General features: G+C 68.6%; 13 protein-coding genes. 5 read left to right on the top strand and 8 right to left on the bottom strand.

Features of this window, described 5'->3' with window-relative positions:
• Positions 1-92 precede the first annotated feature (92 nt).
• Positions 93-1,973, bottom strand: a complete 1,881-nt coding sequence (locus ACV22V_RS26315; protein ID WP_448015974.1) for an amidohydrolase — start codon at positions 1,971-1,973, stop codon at positions 93-95.
• 120 nt (positions 1,974-2,093) lie between these two features.
• Positions 2,094-4,985, bottom strand: coding sequence for an ATP-binding protein (locus tag ACV22V_RS26310; RefSeq protein ID WP_448015973.1), 2,892 nt, complete (start codon positions 4,983-4,985; stop codon positions 2,094-2,096).
• A gap of 417 nt (positions 4,986-5,402) precedes the next feature.
• Between ACV22V_RS26310 and ACV22V_RS26305 the strand changes: the two genes are divergently transcribed.
• Positions 5,403-6,311, top strand: a complete 909-nt coding sequence (locus ACV22V_RS26305) for an AraC family transcriptional regulator (RefSeq protein ID WP_059534419.1) — start codon at positions 5,403-5,405, stop codon at positions 6,309-6,311.
• A 272-nt stretch (positions 6,312-6,583) separates the two neighbouring features.
• On the opposite strand, the gene ACV22V_RS26300 is transcribed toward ACV22V_RS26305, so the two are convergent.
• The gene (locus tag ACV22V_RS26300; protein ID WP_448015972.1) at positions 6,584-7,234 is read right to left on the bottom strand and encodes a DsbA family oxidoreductase; all 651 of its coding nucleotides are present in this window, start codon (positions 7,232-7,234) and stop codon (positions 6,584-6,586) included.
• Between the two features lie 104 nt (positions 7,235-7,338).
• On the opposite strand from ACV22V_RS26300, the gene ACV22V_RS26295 reads away from it, so the two are divergent.
• Positions 7,339-8,244 (top strand): LysR family transcriptional regulator, encoded by a 906-nt coding sequence (locus tag ACV22V_RS26295; RefSeq protein ID WP_059534422.1) that lies wholly within the window; start codon positions 7,339-7,341, stop codon positions 8,242-8,244.
• A gap of 18 nt (positions 8,245-8,262) precedes the next feature.
• Here ACV22V_RS26295 and ACV22V_RS26290 read toward each other — a convergent pair whose 3' ends face one another.
• From ACV22V_RS26290 to ACV22V_RS26280, 3 genes are read right to left on the bottom strand one after another with little or no spacing between them, the layout of a single operon-like run.
• Positions 8,263-9,705, bottom strand: coding sequence for an alginate export family protein (locus ACV22V_RS26290; protein ID WP_448015971.1), 1,443 nt, complete (start codon positions 9,703-9,705; stop codon positions 8,263-8,265).
• Between the two features lie 14 nt (positions 9,706-9,719).
• Positions 9,720-10,661: a glyoxalase gene (locus ACV22V_RS26285; protein ID WP_448015970.1), complete on the bottom strand. Its 942-nt coding sequence runs from the start codon at positions 10,659-10,661 to the stop codon at positions 9,720-9,722.
• A 49-nt stretch (positions 10,662-10,710) separates the two neighbouring features.
• Positions 10,711-11,436 carry a YoaK family protein gene (locus tag ACV22V_RS26280; protein WP_059534426.1) on the bottom strand — a complete coding sequence of 242 codons (726 nt, stop codon included), beginning with the start codon at positions 11,434-11,436 and terminating at the stop codon, positions 10,711-10,713.
• 366 nt (positions 11,437-11,802) lie between these two features.
• Here ACV22V_RS26280 and ACV22V_RS26275 point away from each other — a divergent pair, with 366 nt between their 5' ends.
• The 3 genes from ACV22V_RS26275 (at position 11,803) to ACV22V_RS26265 (ending at position 13,954) form a co-directional block, all read left to right on the top strand.
• The gene (locus ACV22V_RS26275; protein ID WP_448015969.1) at positions 11,803-12,522 is read left to right on the top strand and encodes a TetR/AcrR family transcriptional regulator; all 720 of its coding nucleotides are present in this window, start codon (positions 11,803-11,805) and stop codon (positions 12,520-12,522) included.
• A gap of 129 nt (positions 12,523-12,651) precedes the next feature.
• The gene (locus tag ACV22V_RS26270; RefSeq protein ID WP_448015968.1) at positions 12,652-12,774 is read left to right on the top strand and encodes a hypothetical protein; all 123 of its coding nucleotides are present in this window, start codon (positions 12,652-12,654) and stop codon (positions 12,772-12,774) included.
• Between the two features lie 37 nt (positions 12,775-12,811).
• Positions 12,812-13,954, top strand: coding sequence for an FAD binding domain-containing protein (locus ACV22V_RS26265; protein WP_448015967.1), 1,143 nt, complete (start codon positions 12,812-12,814; stop codon positions 13,952-13,954).
• A gap of 120 nt (positions 13,955-14,074) precedes the next feature.
• Here the strand turns inward: ACV22V_RS26265 and ACV22V_RS26260 are convergent, their stop codons facing one another.
• Together ACV22V_RS26260 and cblC are read right to left on the bottom strand one after the other, a co-directional pair.
• Entirely contained in the window at positions 14,075-15,241 is a 1,167-nt protein-coding gene (locus tag ACV22V_RS26260; protein ID WP_448015997.1) for a CfaE/CblD family pilus tip adhesin, read from the bottom strand.
• A gap of 75 nt (positions 15,242-15,316) precedes the next feature.
• Positions 15,317-18,019 (bottom strand): cable pilus usher protein CblC, encoded by a 2,703-nt coding sequence (gene cblC, locus ACV22V_RS26255; RefSeq protein ID WP_448015966.1) that lies wholly within the window; start codon positions 18,017-18,019, stop codon positions 15,317-15,319.
• Between the last annotated feature and the right edge of the window lie 19 nt (positions 18,020-18,038).

The following is an 18,038-nucleotide window of genomic DNA, read 5'->3' as shown; positions in this document are numbered from 1 at the left end:
GTCTCCTTCTGCCCGTTGCCGGGGCACAAAATTATCCATTCGCCGCGCGGTACGCACCGGCACCGCCATTCCGCCCGCCGACCCATGCCGTCCTAAAAGGCGGCACCGTGGCAGACCAATCCTTCGCACTGCTCGACGACCTCCCGCGCGGCCGCCTGCAGGCGCTGCGCGAAACGGCCCGCATGACCGCGCGCGGCGCGCGCATCCGGGTGGCTGTCGGCCGCCGCGCGCTTCGGCATCGCGGCCGTCCAGCCACGCCGCGCGAAGCCGCCGAACTCGACCACCGGCGACCACGCGGGGCTGACCGGCAGCGGCGGCGGCGCCAGCGTTTCGAACTCGTCGTCGGCGTGCACGACCTTGCCGTCGACGACCGTCAGCACCGACGCCAGCGACTTGATCTGCGACTCGTCGATCGTGAAATAGTCGTCCGTCAGCACCGCGAAATCCGCATACTGGCCCGGCACGAGCGCGCCCTTGCGATCGTCTTCGTTCGAGAACCACGCGCTGCCCACCGTGTAGCGGCGCAGCGCCTCCATGCGGCTGAGCCGGTTGCATTCGGGATAGAGCGCCGTGCCGCCGACGGTGCGCCCGGACACCATCCAGTACAGCGACAGGAACGGGTTGTAGCTCGCGATGCGCGTCGCATCGGTGCCCGCGCCGACCGGCAGCCCGGCCGCCAGCATCGCGCGGATCGGCGGCGTGCGCGCGGCCGCTTCCGCGCCGTAGCGCGCGATGAAATACTCGCCCTGGTACGCCATCCGGTGCTGAACCGTCACGCCTCCGCCCAGCGCGGCGATGCGCGCAATGTTCGCGTCCGTGATCGTCTCGCAGTGATCGAAGAACCAGCGCAGGCCGTCGAACGGCGTCTCGCTGTTCACGGCTTCGAGCACGTTCAGGAAGCGGCCGATCGATTCGTCGTAAGTCGCATGCAGCCGGAACGGCCAGCGGTGCCGCACCAGCAGCCGCACCACCGCGGCCAGTTCGGCCTCCAGCGCCGCCGGCAGATCGGGGCGGGGCTCGAGAAAATTGCCGAAATCGGCCGCGGAATACACGAGCAGTTCACCCGCGCCGTTCATGCGCAGGAACGCGTCGCCGTCGCCGGGCTTCGCGAGCGTCACCCAGCGCGCGTAGTCGTCGAGCTCGCGTCCCGCGTGCTGCACGAACAGGCTGTACGCGACGCGTACGGTCATTTCGCCGCGCCGCGCGAGCGCCAGGATCGCGCCGTAGTCGTCCGGAAACGCCTGGAAGTCGCCGCCCGCGTCGATCGCGCTCGTCACGCCGAGGCGATTCAATTCCCGCATGAACTGCCGCATCGAATTCATCTGCTCGTCGTGGTCCAGCTTCGGGCCGCGCTCGAGCGCCGCGTGCAGGACGCCCATGTCCGGGCGCGCGATCAACATGCCGGTCGGCCTGCCGAGGCGATCGCGCTGGATCTCGCCGCCGGGCGGATCGCCCGTGTCGCGGCCGTAGCCGATCGCACGCAGCGCGGCTGCGTTCAGCAGCGCGCTGTCACCGAGGTGCAGGATGAAGACCGGCGTGTCGGGCGCGATCGCGTTGAGCTCGGCCACCGTCGGCCCGCGCTTTTCCGCGAACTGGAATTCGGTCCAGCCGCCGACCACGCGCACCCAGTGTGGCGCCGGCGTGCGCAGCACCTGGCGACGCAGCATGCACAGCGCGTCGGCGAGCGTCGGCACGCCGTCCCAGCGCAGTTCCAGGTTGAAGTTCAGGCCGCCGCGAATCGCGTGCAGGTGCGAATCGTTCAGCCCCGGGATCACGGTGCGGCCGTTCAGGTCGATGCGCAGCGTGCCGTCGCGCGCATGGCGCATCACGTCGTGCCCGCTGCCCGTTGCGAGAATCCGGCCGTCCTTGACCGCGAGCGCGGTCACGAACGACTGCCGCGCGTCCTGCGTCGCGATCTTGCCGTTGTATACGATGAGGTCCGCCGCTTCGGCGGATGCCGTCGTCTCGAGCATCGTCAGCCCCCCCCGTCCGCGCCGAAAGCCGGCATGCGGCCGCACGCGGCATGCATCCGGTTTGACGATCCACCGACCATCCCTTCCTCCTTGAACATTGAACGATCGGCCCGCGCGCCGTCACGCCGCCGACTGCATCGCATCCGCCGCCTCGCGTCGCGCGCGCGTCGAGCCGGTCGACGCGTTGGTCTCCTGGCGAACGAAGTTCTGCAGACGCGCCAGGCGGCGCACGTCGAACGCGCGCGACTGCGGGTCGATCTGCCCCGACAGGTCGGCCACCAGCGACGACGCCTGCGCGATGCGCCCGCGCTCGATCAGGTGATCGGCCAGGTCCAGCGTGCCGCGCAGCGCCCACATCGCGGCGCCTTGCGCGTTCGCCGTCTGGATCGCCGTCAACAGATGATGCTGCCCGTCCGCTTCGCACGCGGCCGCGCGATCCGGATCGGCGGCGCGGGCCTGTTCGAGCGTCGCCAGCCCGCGCGCGCGCAGCAGTTCGGGCACGAACAGATGCTCGCCGTGCGCGCGGCAGCGCGCGAGCGTCGCGTCGAGCTTCGTGCATGCGTCGGCCGCGCGGCCGGTGCGCGTCAGCCCTTCCGCGTAGGCGACGACCAGCGGCGCGAGCAGCCGCCGGAACCCGCTCGCTTCGATGCGCCGCAGCGCGGGCTCGAGCCGCGCGAGGCCGGCGCCCGGATGGCCCGCCTGCATGTCGAAACGCCCGGCGAGACATTCGGCATGGCTGCGCCAGATGTCGAAGCCGTTCGCGTCGGCGGTCGCGCGCAGCGTCGCGAGATAGTCGGAGATCGCATCGTGATCGCCGTAGCGCAACGCAATCGGCACGGCCGCGGCACCGAGCACGACGCACAACGCCAGCCCCGAGCCGCTGCGGCGCGCGCATTCGACCGCCTGCGCCGACAGCCGCATCGCGTAATCCGGATCGCCCTGGATCCAGACGAGCCGCATCAGCATCGTCCGGCCGAGCGTCGCGACGTCGATGCCCAGCGCGGCTTCGGCGCACGGCGGTTCACCGGCGTCGGCCAGCTCGGCCGTCGCCGCCTCGAGCCGCTCGCGCGCCTGCGCATGCTCGCCGAAGTAATGCAGCGAGGTCGCGACCATCGCACTCGCCAGCAGCCGTTGCGACGGGTCGCCCCGCCGCTGCGCGGCCCGCTCGAACCGCGTCGCATAGCGCAGCGATTCATGAATGTCGGAGCGCGTCAGCATGGTGTTCCACAGCCCGACCAGCGCGCGCGCGTCGAACGCGTCGTCGCCGACCCGGCCCGCGAGGCCGAGCGTCCTGTCCCACATCGCGGCGGCCGTGTGCGTATCGCCGTCGGTATGCAGCAGTGCAGCCGCATAGGCCGCGCGCAGGCGCATCTCGCGCGTGGCGTCGACGGCCTCCGGCGCGCCGGCGTCGAGCGCGTCGAGTGCGCGTCGCGCGGGTAGCGAACATTCGCGCATGCGCGCCGGATCGAGCAACGCCTGCGCCAGCCCGTCGATTTCCGCGGCCTGCGGCGCGGCCGCCGCGCGTTCGCGAAGCGGCGCCACATCTGCGTCGGGACGCAGGCCCGCGGCGTGCGCGGGCTGTGCCTGGGCCAGTATTCGCGCTTCCGCCTGCTCGTGTTCGTAACGCGCATGACGGGCGGCGACCGCGTCGAATTCGCCTTCGTTGTGCAGTTTCTCGAGCGCGTACGCGCGGGTCGATTCGGTCAGCCGGTAGCGCGCCTGCGCGCCGTTGAATTCGACGGCGACCAGCGACTTCGCAACCAGCTCGCCGAGCAGCGCGACCATCTCGGCGGCCGGCATGCCCGGGTCCATCGCGACGTCGCGCGCGGCATCGAACGTAAACGGGCCGATGAAGCAGGCCATGCGGCGAAACAGCGACCGGGCGGCCGCATCCAGCAGCACGTAGCTCCAGTCGAACGTGGCCCGCAACGTCTGGTGGCGCGGCAAGGCCGACCGCAACCCGCCCGTCAGCAGGTTCAGCCTGTCGTCGAGACGCGCCGCGACGACCTCGAGCCCGAGCGTCGCGACGCGCGCGGCCGCGAGCTCGATGGCGAGCGGCAACCCGTCGAGGCGCCGGCAGATATCGCCGATCAACCGGAGGCCCGCCGCATCGACCACGCAATCGGGCGTGGCGGCGCGAATCCGCGCCAGAAACAGCTCGACGGCGGAATGGCGCACGATCTCGTCGACGGATGCGCGCCCGTCCGGCACCGCCAGCGGGCTCACGCGAAACACGGCTTCGACCGAAATATGAAGCGGCTCGCGACTCGTCACGAGCACGCGCAGCGCCGCGCTGTGCGACGTCAGCGTTTCGACCAGGTCGGCCACCAGATCGACGACGTGCTCCGCGTTGTCGAGCACGAGCAGGCCGCGCGACGCGGCGAATGCATCGCCGATCCGCTCGACGGCAGGCACGCCGTCCGCGTCGAGCCCGAGTTCGGTGCCGATCGCGCGCAGCACGTCGTCGCGCGTCGTCGCACACGCCAGTTCGACGAACAGCACGCGCTCGCCCGAGCGCGCGCGCAATTCATGCGCGACGCGCGCGGCGAGGCTCGTCTTGCCGATGCCGCCCGCGCCGACGAGCGTGACGACCGGCACCCGTTCGAGCATGTCGACGATCTGCCCGATCTCGGTTTGACGCCCGACGAGCGGCACCGGATGGGCGGTTGCTTCGGTTTCGTGCGCCACGTCGGGCGCGGGCGGCGCCACGGTGTGCGCGACCGGCGGATGCGCGATCAGCAGGTAGCCTCGGCCCGGCACGGTCTTGATCAGGTCGCGGTTCGGGCCCAGCGCCTTGCGCAGCGTCGCGACGTGCACCTGCAGCCGGTTCTCCTCGACGATCAGGCCCGGCCATACCGCGTCCATGATGTCGTCCTTCGACACGAGGGATCCGTTCGCGCGATGCAGTACTTCCAGTATGTCGAGCGCGCGCGCGCCAATCCGCAGCGACGCGCCGTGATGGCGAATGTCGCGCTGCTCGAAATCCACCGACAAATTCCCGATCTGGATCATGGCCGCCTCCAGGTTCCCCACGATGACCGCCATGTGAACGCACGGTTCACCGGGGCGGAAGCCCGCACCGGGCCTGCGCGGCACGCGGGGCACGAAATGTCAAAAAGTGGGCCGAGTCTAAACGCCGCATAAAGAAAAATCTTGAATGAAAATGCACTCGCGCCCGCCGCGACGGCGCGCGGCTGGCACCCGTGCGGCGGGAACCCGAATGGGGCAGTATCATTCGGCCCACGGTCTCCGCAGGCCGTTCGCGCGACGGCGAAATCGTTCGCGTGCTGGCACAATGAACCGGCCCGGCCGGCGCATTTTTCATCAGCAAGCGGACATTTATTCAAGTTACAGTGGGCCTGTCGGGCGCGCCGTATAAACTGCGCGCAAGAATGCTCGCGCGCCGTACCCCTCGAAGGACGCTCCATCATGTCAGATGCCCTCGTCGCGCCCGCCGCGGCGCCACCGAAAGACACGCTCGGATGCATGTCGAGCCTGCTTTCCAAGGATATTGAAAGGTCGGCCGGCGGCCTGACGCTCCATCGCAAATGCATGCGCGACGAACAATTCGAGCGCATCGAGATGGCCGCCAGCGATCGCGGCTTCCTGATCGGCGTATCGCTGAACGGCGGGCATCGGCGCACGATCTACGGCGGTACGGGCAAATCCGAGCGACGGTTTCAGCACAACTCCATCTACATCCGCGACTTTTCCCGGAATTTCCGCGCCGACCTGTACGGCAAGTTCGACTTCATGCTGATCGAGCTGTCGCACAGCTACCTCGACCGTCTCGGCCGCGAGCACGACGGCACCGAAATCGCCGGCCTGACCTGCGCGCCCGACGTGCAGGACGCGGTGCTCGGCCACCTCGCGCACGCGGTCGCCGACAGCCTCGACGTGCCGGGCGCGCTGAACACGCTGTTCGTCGAGCAGATGGGCGTCGCGATCGGCACGCATCTTGCGTGCCAGTACGGCAGTGCGCATGCGCGCGACCTGCAGCGCAAGGGCCTGCTGTCGCCGGCCAAGACGGCGCTCGCCAAGGAACTGCTGATGGAGAAGGCGAACCTCGGCGTATCGATCGAGGAAGTCGCGAACGAATGCGATCTGTCGCGCGGATATTTCATCCGCGCGTTCTCGCGCACGACGGGGCGCACGCCGCATCAATGGCTGCTGGAGCAGCGCGTGATGCGCGCCCGCGAGCTGATCGAGACGACCGACATGACGCTCGCGGAAATCGCGGCCGCGTGCGGCTTCGCCGACCAGAGTCACCTGAACCGCCTCTTCGCGCGCATCGTCGGCCATCCGCCCGGCGCGTGGCGGCGCGGCATATCGCGCTGACGCCGTCGGCCGACCCGGCGGCCGCCCCGCCCAAGGCAACCACGCCGACACACCATGCGGCGAGCATGCATGGCGCCGGAGCGCAACGCGCGCATGCGCCGATTCAGTGTGTTCATGTCCGAGTTCCACGGTTGCGTGTCGACGTCGCGCGGCGCCTGCCGCTCCGGCAGACGAAATGCGCGCGACATGGAGCGTACCGTTCGGTTTCGCAATAATCCTGAGCCGAATATGAAACGTTCTGAAAATCGACGCGCCGCGGCTGCGGGCCGGATTCATGCGACCGGATGATGCGCGCGATGCGCGGCGAGCAACGCATCGCGAAACACGGCGGCCGGCTGCGCGCCGCTGACGACCGTGGATCCGATCCGCGTCGACGGCACCGACGCGACGCCTGCGCGCACCGCATCGGCCTCGAGCGCGATCACCGCGTCGAGCCCTTCGTCAGAGGCGAGGAACGCCCGCACCGCGTCGCCGGGCAGACCGGCACCCGCCGCAAGCTCCACCAGCACGTCCGCATCGCCGATGTCGCGGCCGTCGCGGAAGTACGCGGCGAACAGCGCATCGACGAGCGCGGCCGCGCCGCCGCGCTGCTGCGCGAACCAGACGAGCCGGTGCGCGAGCCGGGTGTTCGGCGTGCGCGCGATCCGCGCATGATCGAACACGAGGCCCGCCGCGCGGCCGGCGTCGGCCACCTGCGCGTCGAGTGCCTGCGAGCGCGCCCAGCTGCCGAACTTCGCGCTGCGGTACGCCTTGCGGTCCATGCCCGCGGCCGGCATCGTCGGGTTCAGTTCGAACGGCACGAACCGGACCTTCACGTCGCCGGCGAGCCCGGCTTCGTCGATCGCCTCCGCGAGCCTGCGCTCGGCGATCCAGCACCACGGGCAGATGAGGTCGTAGGTGATCGTGACTTCGACGGAATTCATTGCGCTCTCCTGTTGATTGCAGTCTCGAAGATAGCGCTTGCCGACCGGCGATAGAATGCGAGCGGCACGCAACGCATCGTTGCGGCATGCACAAAGGCAACGACATGGACAAATTCTCCGCGCTGCGCGCGTTCGTCGAAGTAGCGGAAGCCGGCGGCTTCTCGAGCGCGGGGCGGCGTCTCGATCTCGCGGCCTCGTCGGTGGTGCGCGCGGTGGATGCGCTCGAGGCATCGCTCGGCACCGTGCTGCTGAACCGCACGACGCGCCAGGTCACGCTGTCCGATGCCGGCTCTGTGTACTACGCACGGGCCAAGCGGCTGCTGGAGGAACTCGCGGAAGCCGACGCGCTCGTCTCCGATCGCGGCGACGAGCCGTCCGGACCGCTGCGCGTGTCGGTGCCGGTCGCGTACGGCGTGCGTCGCATCGCGCCACACATCGGGGCCTTCCTCGCGCGCTACCCGAAGCTCGATCTCGACCTGCAGCTCACCGACGAACGCGTCGATCTCGTCGCCGGCCGGATCGACGTCGCGATCCGCCTCGGCGAGGCGGCGCCGTCCGCGGAGGTCGTCGCGCGGCAGCTCGGCACCTTCCAGCGCTTCGTCGTCGCGAGCCACGACTACCTCGACGCGCACGGTGCGCCGGGTAGCCCGGCCGAACTGGTCGACCATCAGTGCCTGCGCTTTCACTTCGGCGGCGACCAGCAGGCGTGGTCGTTCGCCGATGCGCACGGCACGACGAAAGTGCTGGTCGCCGGACGGCTGAAGTCGAACCACAGCGAAGTGTTGCGCGATGCCGCGCTCGACGGCGCCGGCATCGCGCTGCTGCCCGACTGGCTGGTCGACGGCGACGTCCAGTCGGGCCGTCTGCGCAGGCTGTTCGAAGCGTACGACGTCATGCCCGATGCGGCGCGCTCGGTCGTCACCGCGCTGTATCTGCCGAATCAGCGCGGCTCGAAGCGCGTCACGGCGTTCATCGACTTCGTCGAGACGCTCGCCGGCGCGCAGCACTGAGCCGCGCGCCGCGCCGCGTCACCAGCCGAACTTCGCCTCCACGCCGACATAGTCGGCATTGCGCGCGCCCAGTGCGCGAATCGAATCGGCGAGCTGGAAGTGCACCGCCTCGACCGCCAGCGCCGTGTTCGCATTGACGAGCCAGTCCACGCGGGCCTGCGCGTACATGCCGGTCCACGCGCCGCCCTTGCCGGCCGTGCCGGGCACGGCTTGCATCCCTTGCCCGTAGATCGCGTCGGCCGTCGTCGCGCGCCACTGGAACCCGACCGCGGTCAGCACCGTCACGTTGCCGGCCGGCTTGAACGTCAGCGACGGCTTCACGTGAATCAGGTTGCTGTAGCCGGTGTAACCGGCGAGCGTGAAGTAATAGCCGTTCGGGAACAGCGGGTTGAAGGTGCCCATGCGTCCGTCGCCGGGATGCTTGTCGCCCGACGCGCCGTCGACCTGGATGCCGATGCGCGGCGTGCCCGGCGTCTTCGCGAACGTGTAGCCGCCCAGCGCGCCGAACGCCCATGCACCGATCGTGTCCTGGCCGATGTGGCCGGTCTGCAGCATTGCTTCGGTATCCCAATCGAATCCGGAGGACTTGCCCGCGTAGCGCATGTCGAACACGTCGCGCCGCTCGGTGCCGGCCCCCGCGACGTAGCGCGCGTTGTCGCGCGTATAGCGCGACCAGTAGCCCGACAGTTCGCCCGGCCCCACCGCGTTGTGCTCGACCCGCACGCCGTCGAATCTGAGGTGCCGGTTCGACACGTCGTCGAACACCGCGTCGTTGCGATACTGGACGGGGCGCGTCACATAGCCGATCAGCCGCCAGTTGCCGACTTCATAATCCGCCCACAGCGCGTCGAACGCCTGGCGCACGTTGGGCCCGTCGCGCACCGACACGAACCGCTGCAAGTCGTACGCCATTTCCTGCCGGCCGACGCGCGCCTTGAACGTGCCGCCGCCCAGCTGGTCGACGTACGCGACGAACGCCTGCTCGATGTCGAGCTGATCCTTGTCGACCGGGCCGACCGTGTCCTTGCCGTACGGCCGCGCATCGACGAACTGGACGAACGCCTGGAAATGCCCGGCATAGCGCAGATCCGCGTGCACCGTCGCGCGCTGGATCACGTAGTTGTCGTCGTGGGCGGCGCCGAGCCCGAACAGCGGCGCGTTGTTCAGCTCGAAGCGCTCGCGCAGGTTCGCGCCGAGCGACAGGTAAGTCGACGGGTCGCCGCCCAGCGGGATGTACTTCAGCCCGTCGAGCGGCTTGCGCGGCACGCACGGATTCGCGAGCACCGACCAGTCTTCCTGCCAGCGGTTGAACAGCACCGCGGGACGCTTCGCGGTGCACGTCGCGGCGGCGGTCGAGGCCGGCGCCGCGGTTTCCTCGGCGCCGGCCGCCGTCCCGGCGTACGTCGCGACGCCGCCCGCCAGCACGGCGGCCGGCAACACGCCCCGCCACGTCCGCCTCATCGACCGCCGTTCCATCACTTCGACCGCGCGTGGATCTCGGCGACGTAGCCGCCCGGGAACTGCACGAGCGCCGCATCGCGCCCGTCCGACGTGAAGGTCGGCACCAGCACCGTCACGCCGGCGGCCTTCGCCTTCTCCAGCGTGGCCGCAAGGTCCGCCACTTCGTAGCCCGTCATCTCGCGCCCGAACGGATAAGGCAGATGGCCGTCGGTGGCGAGCACGGTCATCCTGCCGAAGCCCGACTCGATGCGGATGCGGCGGTACGTGTCGTTCGGCCGGCCGATCTCGATGCCCGGCGCCTTGCGCACGTCGGACACGACCTTGCCGCGCGAGAACGCGACGAAGTCGTGCACCAGCTTGCTCGCGCTTTCCGGCGACACGTACACGCGGTTTTCCGGCACGGTCTGCAGCGGATCGTAGTGCGGCGCCTGGGTGTGCCAGTACAGCTGCATGTTCACGCCGCCCGGCCAGCGGATGATCGCGTCGCGACCGATCGGATCGGGGAACGTGTCGACGACCACGTCCGCGCCGTGCGCGCGCGCCGATTTCATCGCGACGTCCATGTCGGTGACGAGGTAGCCGGTGCGCTCCTCGCAGAACGGGTACGGGATCGGCGTCTTGAAGCCGAACACCGAGATCGTGCCGGACGGCGTGAACACGAGCTGCGACATCGTCTGGCTCGGCGTCGGCGTGACCTGGAACACGCCCTGCTGCGACTTCTTGCCGCCGAACGTGGCGACGAAGCTGTCGGTGAAGCGGTCGAAGTCTTCCGGCGCGACGCATACGTGCGTCGTGTCGTATTGCGGGCCGACCGAGACGGCCGGCACCTTCGCCGACGACGTCTCGAGCAGACGCGTCTCGTCCGCGTGGGCCGGCGCGGTCGCCAGCAATGCGCCGAGCACGGCCGTCGACGCGGCCGTCATCCGCAATACCTGTCGCAACTTCAGTGCAATCATCGAAATTCTCCTTGAAAGTGGCAAGCGCTGCCGTGCGGCGCGCGTGGATTCAGCGTGATGCCGGCCCGTCGTCGGGCCGGCCGGATCGATAGGCGAGGAAGCACAAGGTCGCGAGCGGCAGCGCCAGCGCCCAGAAGGCGGCGAATACGTATGCGGCAGCCCCCGCGCCCGCGCCGATCGCGAAGGCCGCGACCGGCGGCAGCGTGCGCCGCAGCCGTACGCGCGCGGCGTCGCGTTCGGCCGGCGCGGCAAGCGGCACGAGCCAGTCGAACGCGTCGATCACCGCCTGCGTGACGTTGCCCGTCATCACCGTGTTGGCGACGACCGAGCGGGCCGTCAGCCGGCCGTGCGCGTTCTGGACACCCATTGCCGCGGCGCCGAGCAGACCGCACAGGATCGTGCGCGGCGCATCGGCGTCGGCGATCGGCGACGCCATCACGCCGGCCAGCATGAACCCGGCCAGCAGCACGGCCTGAAGCGCATAGAGCGAACGCGCGCGCGGACCGTGGCCCAGCGAACGCATCCGGTGGTCGAGCACGCGCGCACCGACGATACCGGCGATGAAGGCCGGGAACGCGAGCCATTTGATCGCGAGCCCTTGCCCGACGCCGGCCAGCCCCGAGCCGATCAGGATGAAGTTGCCGGTGACGTGCGCGGTAAACAGGCCGAACAGCGCGACGAAGCCGAGCGTGTCGACGTAGCCGGCGATCGACGCGAGAAACACGTCCTCGCCGCGCACGTGATCGGGCGCCGCGGCCGCGGTTACCGTCGGCATGACTCGGCCTCCTGGATGGCGACGGTGGCGCCGGCGCACGCGATGCGTGCGTCCGGCGAGATCAGATCACGCATGTTCCGCTCCGGTTGTGCCGAACGGCCCGGCGGTGCCGACTGGCGTCCGGTCCAAACGGCTGTTCGGAAGCAAGACTAGTTAAGGCGCGTCTTAATGTCATGGCGATGGGCCTGAATTTTCCTGAATAGGCCGCCCGGACGCCCGGCCGGACGGCGCGCTCGACGCGACGCGAGGCGCTTGCGCGACGGGTCCCGCATCGCGTCGACAAGCACGCCGCGAGCGGTCCTCGCGGTCCGATCGTGTTATTTTTCGATCGATAGCTTAAGCGCGCACGCGATCAGGAGCCGATGCATGACCGAAAGAAAACGCAGCACGCCAGCCCGCGAGCGCGGGACGGACGCCGAAGGCAACGCCGTCACGCCGGGCCGGCGCCTCGCGCCGGAAGCGCGCGAGCGGCAGATCGTCGAGAAGGCGATCGAACATTTCGCGACGCACGGCTTTTCCGGCAGCACGCGCGAGCTCGCGCGACAGATCGGCGTCACCCAGCCGCTGCTGTACCGGTATTTCCCGAGCAAGGAGGCGCTGATCGATCGCGTGTACGACGAGGTCTACACGTGGAGCCCCGACTGGGAAAAAATGATCGCGGATCGCACGGTCCCGCTGCAGGAGCGGCTCGTCGCGTTCTACCGCGCGTACGCGCAAACCATCCTGCGGCGCGAATGGATCCGCACCTTCATCTTCGCGGGGCTCAGCCGCGAGGGCTTCAACACGCGCTATCTGTCGCGGCTGCGCGAACGCGTGTTCCTGCCGGTGCTGCGCGAGCTGCGCCACGAATACGACATCGCCACGCCGGCGACGGAGGCCCAGCGCAACGCGGAAATCGAGCTCGTCTGGAGCCTGCACGCGAGCATCTTCTATTTCGGCGTTCGCAAGTGGGTCTACGGGCTGCCGGTGCCCGACGATCTCGACACCGAAATCGAACGGCTGGTCGACGCGTTTCTCCACGGCACGCCCGCTACGCTCAAACAGCTCGCGGCCGGCGCGGCCGCACGGCGACGCCGCCGCGTGTAGCGCGGCCCCGCGCGCCGCCCGACGAATTCAGAACAATTCATCCGGCGTGCCGGTCGCTTCGCCTATCCTCGAAAGGCATTTGCGCCCGCGTCCGGGCGCGTGCGGGCCGAACCGCATGGCGACCGTCACATGACCGTCGACGCCGGCAGCGGGCCGGCCGTCGACCAAGACACGCGCAACATGGCGCGCGAGGAACAGCCGGCGCGCGTGAACGCGTTGCAGGCGTGTTTCCCGAAGCATCGGGAAGGTTGAGTCGCCGCGCGCGACAAATCATCGAGGGAAGGGAATCATGAGCGACGTTTCGGGGCCGTCGGCGATCGTCATCGGCGGATCGGTGGGCGGGCTGTTCACGGCGACCGCGCTGCGCGCGGCCGGATGGCGCGTCAAGGTATTCGAGCAATCGCCGAACGACCTCGACAGCCGCGGCGGCGGCATCGTACTGCAGCCGCCGATCGAGCGCGCGTTCGCATTCGGCGGCGTGCCGGTGCCGCGCGATGCGGGCGTCGATTCGGTCGACCGGATCTATCTCGACGAGCACGACCGGATCGTGCAGCGCCTTTACATGCCGCAAACGCAGACCGCGTGGAACGTGATCTACACCGCGCTGAAGCGCGCGCTGCCCGCCGGCGTCGTACACGCCGGCGTATCGTTCGAGCGGTTCGAACGGGACGGCGCGCGCGTGATTGCGCATTTCGCGGACGGCCGCGTCGAGCATGCCGACCTGCTGGTCGGCGCGGACGGCGGCCGCTCGGCCGTGCGCGCCCAGCTGCTGCCCGACGCGCGGCCCGCGTATGCGGGCTACGTCGCGTGGCGCGGGCTCGTCGACGAGCATACGCTTCCCGACACGGTGCTGCGGGTGCTGCGCGATCGGTTCACGTTCCAGCAAGGCAACGCGCATCTGTTCCTGACTTACCTGGTGCCCGGCCGCGACGGCGCGATCGAGCCGGGCAAGCGGCGCGTGAACTGGGTCTGGTACCAGCGGCTCGAGCAGGATCGCGTGCCGTCGCTGTTTCTCGCGCAGGACGGCACGCAGCGCGACGGCTCGCTGCCGCCCGGCGCGATGCGCGACGACAACCGCCTCGAACTCGTGGACGCCGGCCACCGGTTGCTCGCGCCGACGCTCGCCGCGCTCGTCGACGCGACCCAGGCACCGTTCGCGCAGGCGATCCTCGATCTCGCGGTCGAGCGCATGGCGTTCGGCCGCGCGGTGCTGCTCGGCGACGCGGCCTGCCTCGTGCGACCGCATACGGCTGCCGGGGTCTCGAAGGCGGCGGAGAACGCGGTCGGTCTTGCCGAAGCGCTGCGCGGCGGCGTGCACGCAAGCGCATTCGACGCCGCGCTGTCGCGCTGGGAAGCCGCCCAGCTCGCGACCAATGCTTCGCTGTCCGAACTCGGCATCTCGCTCGGCACGCGGATCATGGGACCGGTGTGATCGGCGGCAGGCCGGTGTCGCGGTGTCGCGTGCCCCTGCTGGATGTATCGCCGTACGCGGTCCACTGTATCGCGCCGATTGCCGGTGACGCGATGGCCAGGACGCGCGGTACGGCCGGGCTTACAGACTCGCCGACGACGGCGTGAACGTGATCGTCAGCTTGTTGCTGTACTTGCCCGGACGCTTCCACACCGACTGGAATTCCGGCGTCTCGAGTGTCAGCGGCGTCGGGGTGCAGATGACCGGCACCGAAATGCCCGGCAGCGATACCGACCGGCCGGCGCTGTTGTTCACACCTTGAAGGCGCACCGTCTCGTTGTTCGGCAGCACGATTTCCTTGCCCGCGTACGTCAGGCTCACGTTGTAATCGATGCGCGATTCGTACGCGCCGCTCTTGTCCTTATCGAGCAGCACCGAATACTGGCCCTTGTCGCGGCGATCGACCGTGAGACCGTCGCTCGCCGACACGTCGAACCACGTGCTCTGCGAGTTGTAGCCGTCGTACAGGCACATGTCGACGTTCGACGTGCCCGACATCCGGCTGCCGTTCGGCAGCTTGCGCAGCTTGAGGTCCACGGTGGGTGTCGCGCTCGTGAATTCCGGCAGATAGACCTGGATGTTGTTCTTGTCGGTCACGTCCAGCCTGATTGACGCCTTGAACGTGGCGATCTTCGGGTTGACTCCCCCGACGTCCCACTGTCGCAGGTTCAACTGAAGGTTCGCCTTCCAGGTTCCGCCGGACGGGAGCTTCTTCAGTTCCGCGGAGGGAATCTTGACGAAGAGCTTGCGCCCATCCCAGCCTCTAGTGGTGCAACTGGTCACGACAGCGCCCTGCGCCATCTCGATCGGCTCTCTGCCGACCGACACGATTTCGGCAATAGCGTTGCCGCTGCAATCCAAGTGACGGCTATACCCATTTTGTCCATGCAGATTCAGTACGGCCGTGGCGCCGGTTGTTTCTTCCTTGAAGGAAAGCCGGATCGAGGTCGAATCGCCCTCCACGATCCAAAGCGGCTCGGTCGCGCACGCACCGGTCGCCGTGTTGGTAGACGACTGGCACGTCCACGAATTTCGCCCCCACTTCGTGTAGTTGGTCGTGTCGTAGCCGCCCGACGCGCCGTTGAATACCATGACGTCCGCCGTCGGTGCGCCACGATCCAGCGTGGCTCCCACAGTATCGTTGCGATTGGCGGGCGCCTCGGAGGCCGCCGACGCATCGAGCGAGATTGCGCCCAGCATGGCCGCCAAGACGATTTCCCGATAGCGAATTCGATTGATCAGAAGCATTTGAGTAGCTGTTTCCTTATCGTTTCGGCAAAGCGAGCGGCAGCGTGAGGTGCCCGCCGGCACAGGTCGTGCGCGTCATTGCGCCGTTTCGGGAGCCCCTGTCGTCCGCGCCCGCATCGACATCACATAGCGATGCTCCAGCAGCTTGCGCACGCGGGCCTGCTTGCGCAGCGATTCCGGCAGCGCATCCGGCCCGGCCACTTCGCAACGCACCTTGCCCACCATCATCAGCACGTCCTGCTTGCGCTTCACGTGCAGCGGGCATCGCATCAGCGTCGGCCCGTCCACGACGAACAGTTCGCTTTCCTTATGGTCGAGTTCGGCAATGAATCCGCCCTGACTGTCGATCAACGGCATCGCGCCGTTGAGAATCACGCTGTCCGACAGCGGCATGCCACCCTTCGAGAAGGCCTGGCCGACGTACGTGTACGTCACCTTCGCGTCGACGTTGCGCAGCGCGAGCTGCCCCGGCACCATGAACAGCGTGCGCTTGCCGAGCCCCTCGGTCACGCTCGTCGCGCCCGCGGACGCATGCGCGCCCGCGTCGTTCACTTCGGTCGTCACCGGCGTGAAGGCCGACACCGGCAACAGCGCGCGCTGCCCGAAACCCACCTTGATCCGCGCGCTCGAATCGCTGCGCACCTCGGCTGCCATGCCGCTCGCATCGTCGCGCTTGCCGACCCTGACGGCGAACCCCGCCAGCGGATCCGACTGCGACGCGGATGCGCCGAGGAACACGCCCTGGCGCGCCACCGCGAACGACGACGAATAGCTCGCCGTCACCGACGGATTATTGCCGCCGCTGTCACGGCTGTAGCTGTTCGCGACCGACGCGGCGACGTCGCCGTAGCGCCCCTTCCAGCGGCCCTGCACGGTGCCGGTCAGGCTGTCGGTGCCGTAGCCCGACACGCCGAGCGCGACTTCCCGGTAGGCATCGCCCTGCCAGTTCCAGTTGCGGTCGAGCGTGTAGTTCGTCGTCGTGCTGTTGCGATCCGCGCGAACGTCGACACCCGCCGACGTGTAAGCGGACGCGCGCCCGGGCTGCCTCGCGGGTTCGGCCATCGACAGCGTCACACCGACGTAGCCGCCGTACTCGCTGCGGGCACCGGTGTTGCGGTTGGCGTACGCGCCGACGCGCAAGTTCGTGCTGACCTTGCGCCATGTGAAGGATCGCGACAGCGACGCCTGGAGCGCACGCGACACCTGATCGCCCTCACGGAAGACAGGCGTCGCCCACGGACGGTCCGATGTGTCGGGCTGCCAGTTCCGCGACCGCCCGACGCTCTTGTTGTACGTATAGCCGAGCATTGCCGACCAGTTGCCCATCGGAAACGACACGGTCGCGTTCAGCATGTCGTAGCAGCCGATGTCGCGATATGACACGGCCGGACCATTGCATGCCGCGCCGCGCATCTGGTAACGGTACACGCTCCACGACACGCCGTCGGCGAACGAAATCTGCTGGGTGTTGCCGCGCGAGCCGTCGTTGCCCACGAAAAACGAACCGCCGGCCGAGAGCACACCCAGCGGAAACGCGTGTCGCCACTCCAGCGCCGTTTCGTTGTACACGTGCCGGCCGACGCTCGCGATACCGCTCGTCAGCGCCATTTCACGCAACAGCGGAATCCGTACGCCGGCTGCCGCGGCCATGCCGTCCGGCGCGTCCCGGCCGGACGGGCGGCCGGCCTGCGCGAACCATTGTCGCGTGCGCGAATTGACACCGCCGCCCGTCTTCGTGAACGGCGTCGTTTGCGTGCGCACCTGCACGCCGTTCTCGAACACGCGCAGCGTCAGCGGATACGTGCCTTCCGGAAAGCGGGAAGTATCGAGCGCATTGACGCCGGCCTTCATGTAGAACGTGCCCAGCAGCTCCTGGCCGCGGTACGCGTCGATACGCGAATCGCGCGGCAACAGCAGCGTGACCGGCGTGCCCTGCTGCGCGACTTCCGGATTCACATAAGCCAGCGTCGTGCCGACGCGCACGCCGTCGAGCGTGCCGACCGGCAGCATCGTGAACCCGAAGTTGCCGCCGAGCGCGCTCGCGAGGTTGCGGTTGTCCATCCGGCCGGCCTGCGCGTAATGCTCGGCGCCGAGATCGTGGCGGTAGTAGAGGTCCTGAAGCTGGACGTGGCTGTCCGATCCTCTCGAATAGCCCGTATGGGTGAAATTCCAGTTCCCGCCGATGAAACTCTTCGGCGTGATGCCGAGCGCGCCCGTGCCCGACACGGACAGGCTCTTGTAGCCGCGCCCTCCCGACAGGTTGATCGTCTGCTGATGGATCAGCGCGTTTTCGGTCATCGGCGACGGCTCGCGAAACCGCTGGTCACGCTCTTCGGTGCTCAGCCAGTCGCGCGACAGGAACAGCTCGATGTTGCCTTCGCTTTCGTCGTAGATCACGGCCGCGCTGTCGGTGTCGACATATCCACAGCCGTTCACGCCAGCCGACCCCGCGCAGGCGAGATTGCCGTTGCGCGCCATCGACTTGGACAGCGCGTCGCCGATCGTCGACACGTCGGTCGCCGGGTTCACGTGCGAGCCGAGCGCCTGCAACAGGCCTGCGGGATCCTCGAAACGGACCGTGTCCGGTGTCACATACACGCGGAACAAGCCGAGCGGCTTGCCCAGAAAGTTGACGTTGATGCGTTCGTCGTGCCCCGTCATGATGTCCTCGAAGCCCGGCGGCACGGATGAAGCAGCCTGCGCGACGGACACGATGTCCGTCACACACAGAGCGCTCAGACATGCGACAACGGTTTTCTTGAGGTCGAATGGAATCATGCGGGAGATTGAATGTTTT

The organism is Burkholderia sp. AW33-5, assembly GCF_053427615.1.
The sequence above is the reverse complement of the archived record's forward strand: the minus strand, read 5'-3'. Positions and strand labels throughout refer to the sequence as shown.

Bases quoted from the DNA above. Each gene is read 5' to 3' on its own strand.
- ACV22V_RS26315 (WP_448015974.1), bottom strand. From the start codon at position 1,973: ATGCTCGAGACGACGGCATCCGCCGAAGCGGCGGACCTCATCGTATAC.
- ACV22V_RS26275 (WP_448015969.1), top strand. From the start codon at position 11,803: ATGACCGAAAGAAAACGCAGCACGCCAGCCCGCGAGCGCGGGACGGAC.
- ACV22V_RS26265 (WP_448015967.1), top strand. From the start codon at position 12,812: ATGAGCGACGTTTCGGGGCCGTCGGCGATCGTCATCGGCGGATCGGTG.
- cblC (WP_448015966.1), bottom strand. From the start codon at position 18,019: ATGATTCCATTCGACCTCAAGAAAACCGTTGTCGCATGTCTGAGCGCT.
- ACV22V_RS26290 (WP_448015971.1), bottom strand. From the start codon at position 9,705: ATGAGGCGGACGTGGCGGGGCGTGTTGCCGGCCGCCGTGCTGGCGGGC.
- ACV22V_RS26295 (WP_059534422.1), top strand. From the start codon at position 7,339: ATGGACAAATTCTCCGCGCTGCGCGCGTTCGTCGAAGTAGCGGAAGCC.
- ACV22V_RS26285 (WP_448015970.1), bottom strand. From the start codon at position 10,661: ATGATTGCACTGAAGTTGCGACAGGTATTGCGGATGACGGCCGCGTCG.
- ACV22V_RS26270 (WP_448015968.1), top strand. From the start codon at position 12,652: ATGACCGTCGACGCCGGCAGCGGGCCGGCCGTCGACCAAGACACGCGC.
- ACV22V_RS26280 (WP_059534426.1), bottom strand. From the start codon at position 11,436: ATGCCGACGGTAACCGCGGCCGCGGCGCCCGATCACGTGCGCGGCGAG.
- ACV22V_RS26310 (WP_448015973.1), bottom strand. From the start codon at position 4,985: ATGATCCAGATCGGGAATTTGTCGGTGGATTTCGAGCAGCGCGACATT.
- ACV22V_RS26300 (WP_448015972.1), bottom strand. From the start codon at position 7,234: ATGAATTCCGTCGAAGTCACGATCACCTACGACCTCATCTGCCCGTGG.
- ACV22V_RS26305 (WP_059534419.1), top strand. From the start codon at position 5,403: ATGTCAGATGCCCTCGTCGCGCCCGCCGCGGCGCCACCGAAAGACACG.
- ACV22V_RS26260 (WP_448015997.1), bottom strand. From the start codon at position 15,241: ATGCTTCTGATCAATCGAATTCGCTATCGGGAAATCGTCTTGGCGGCC.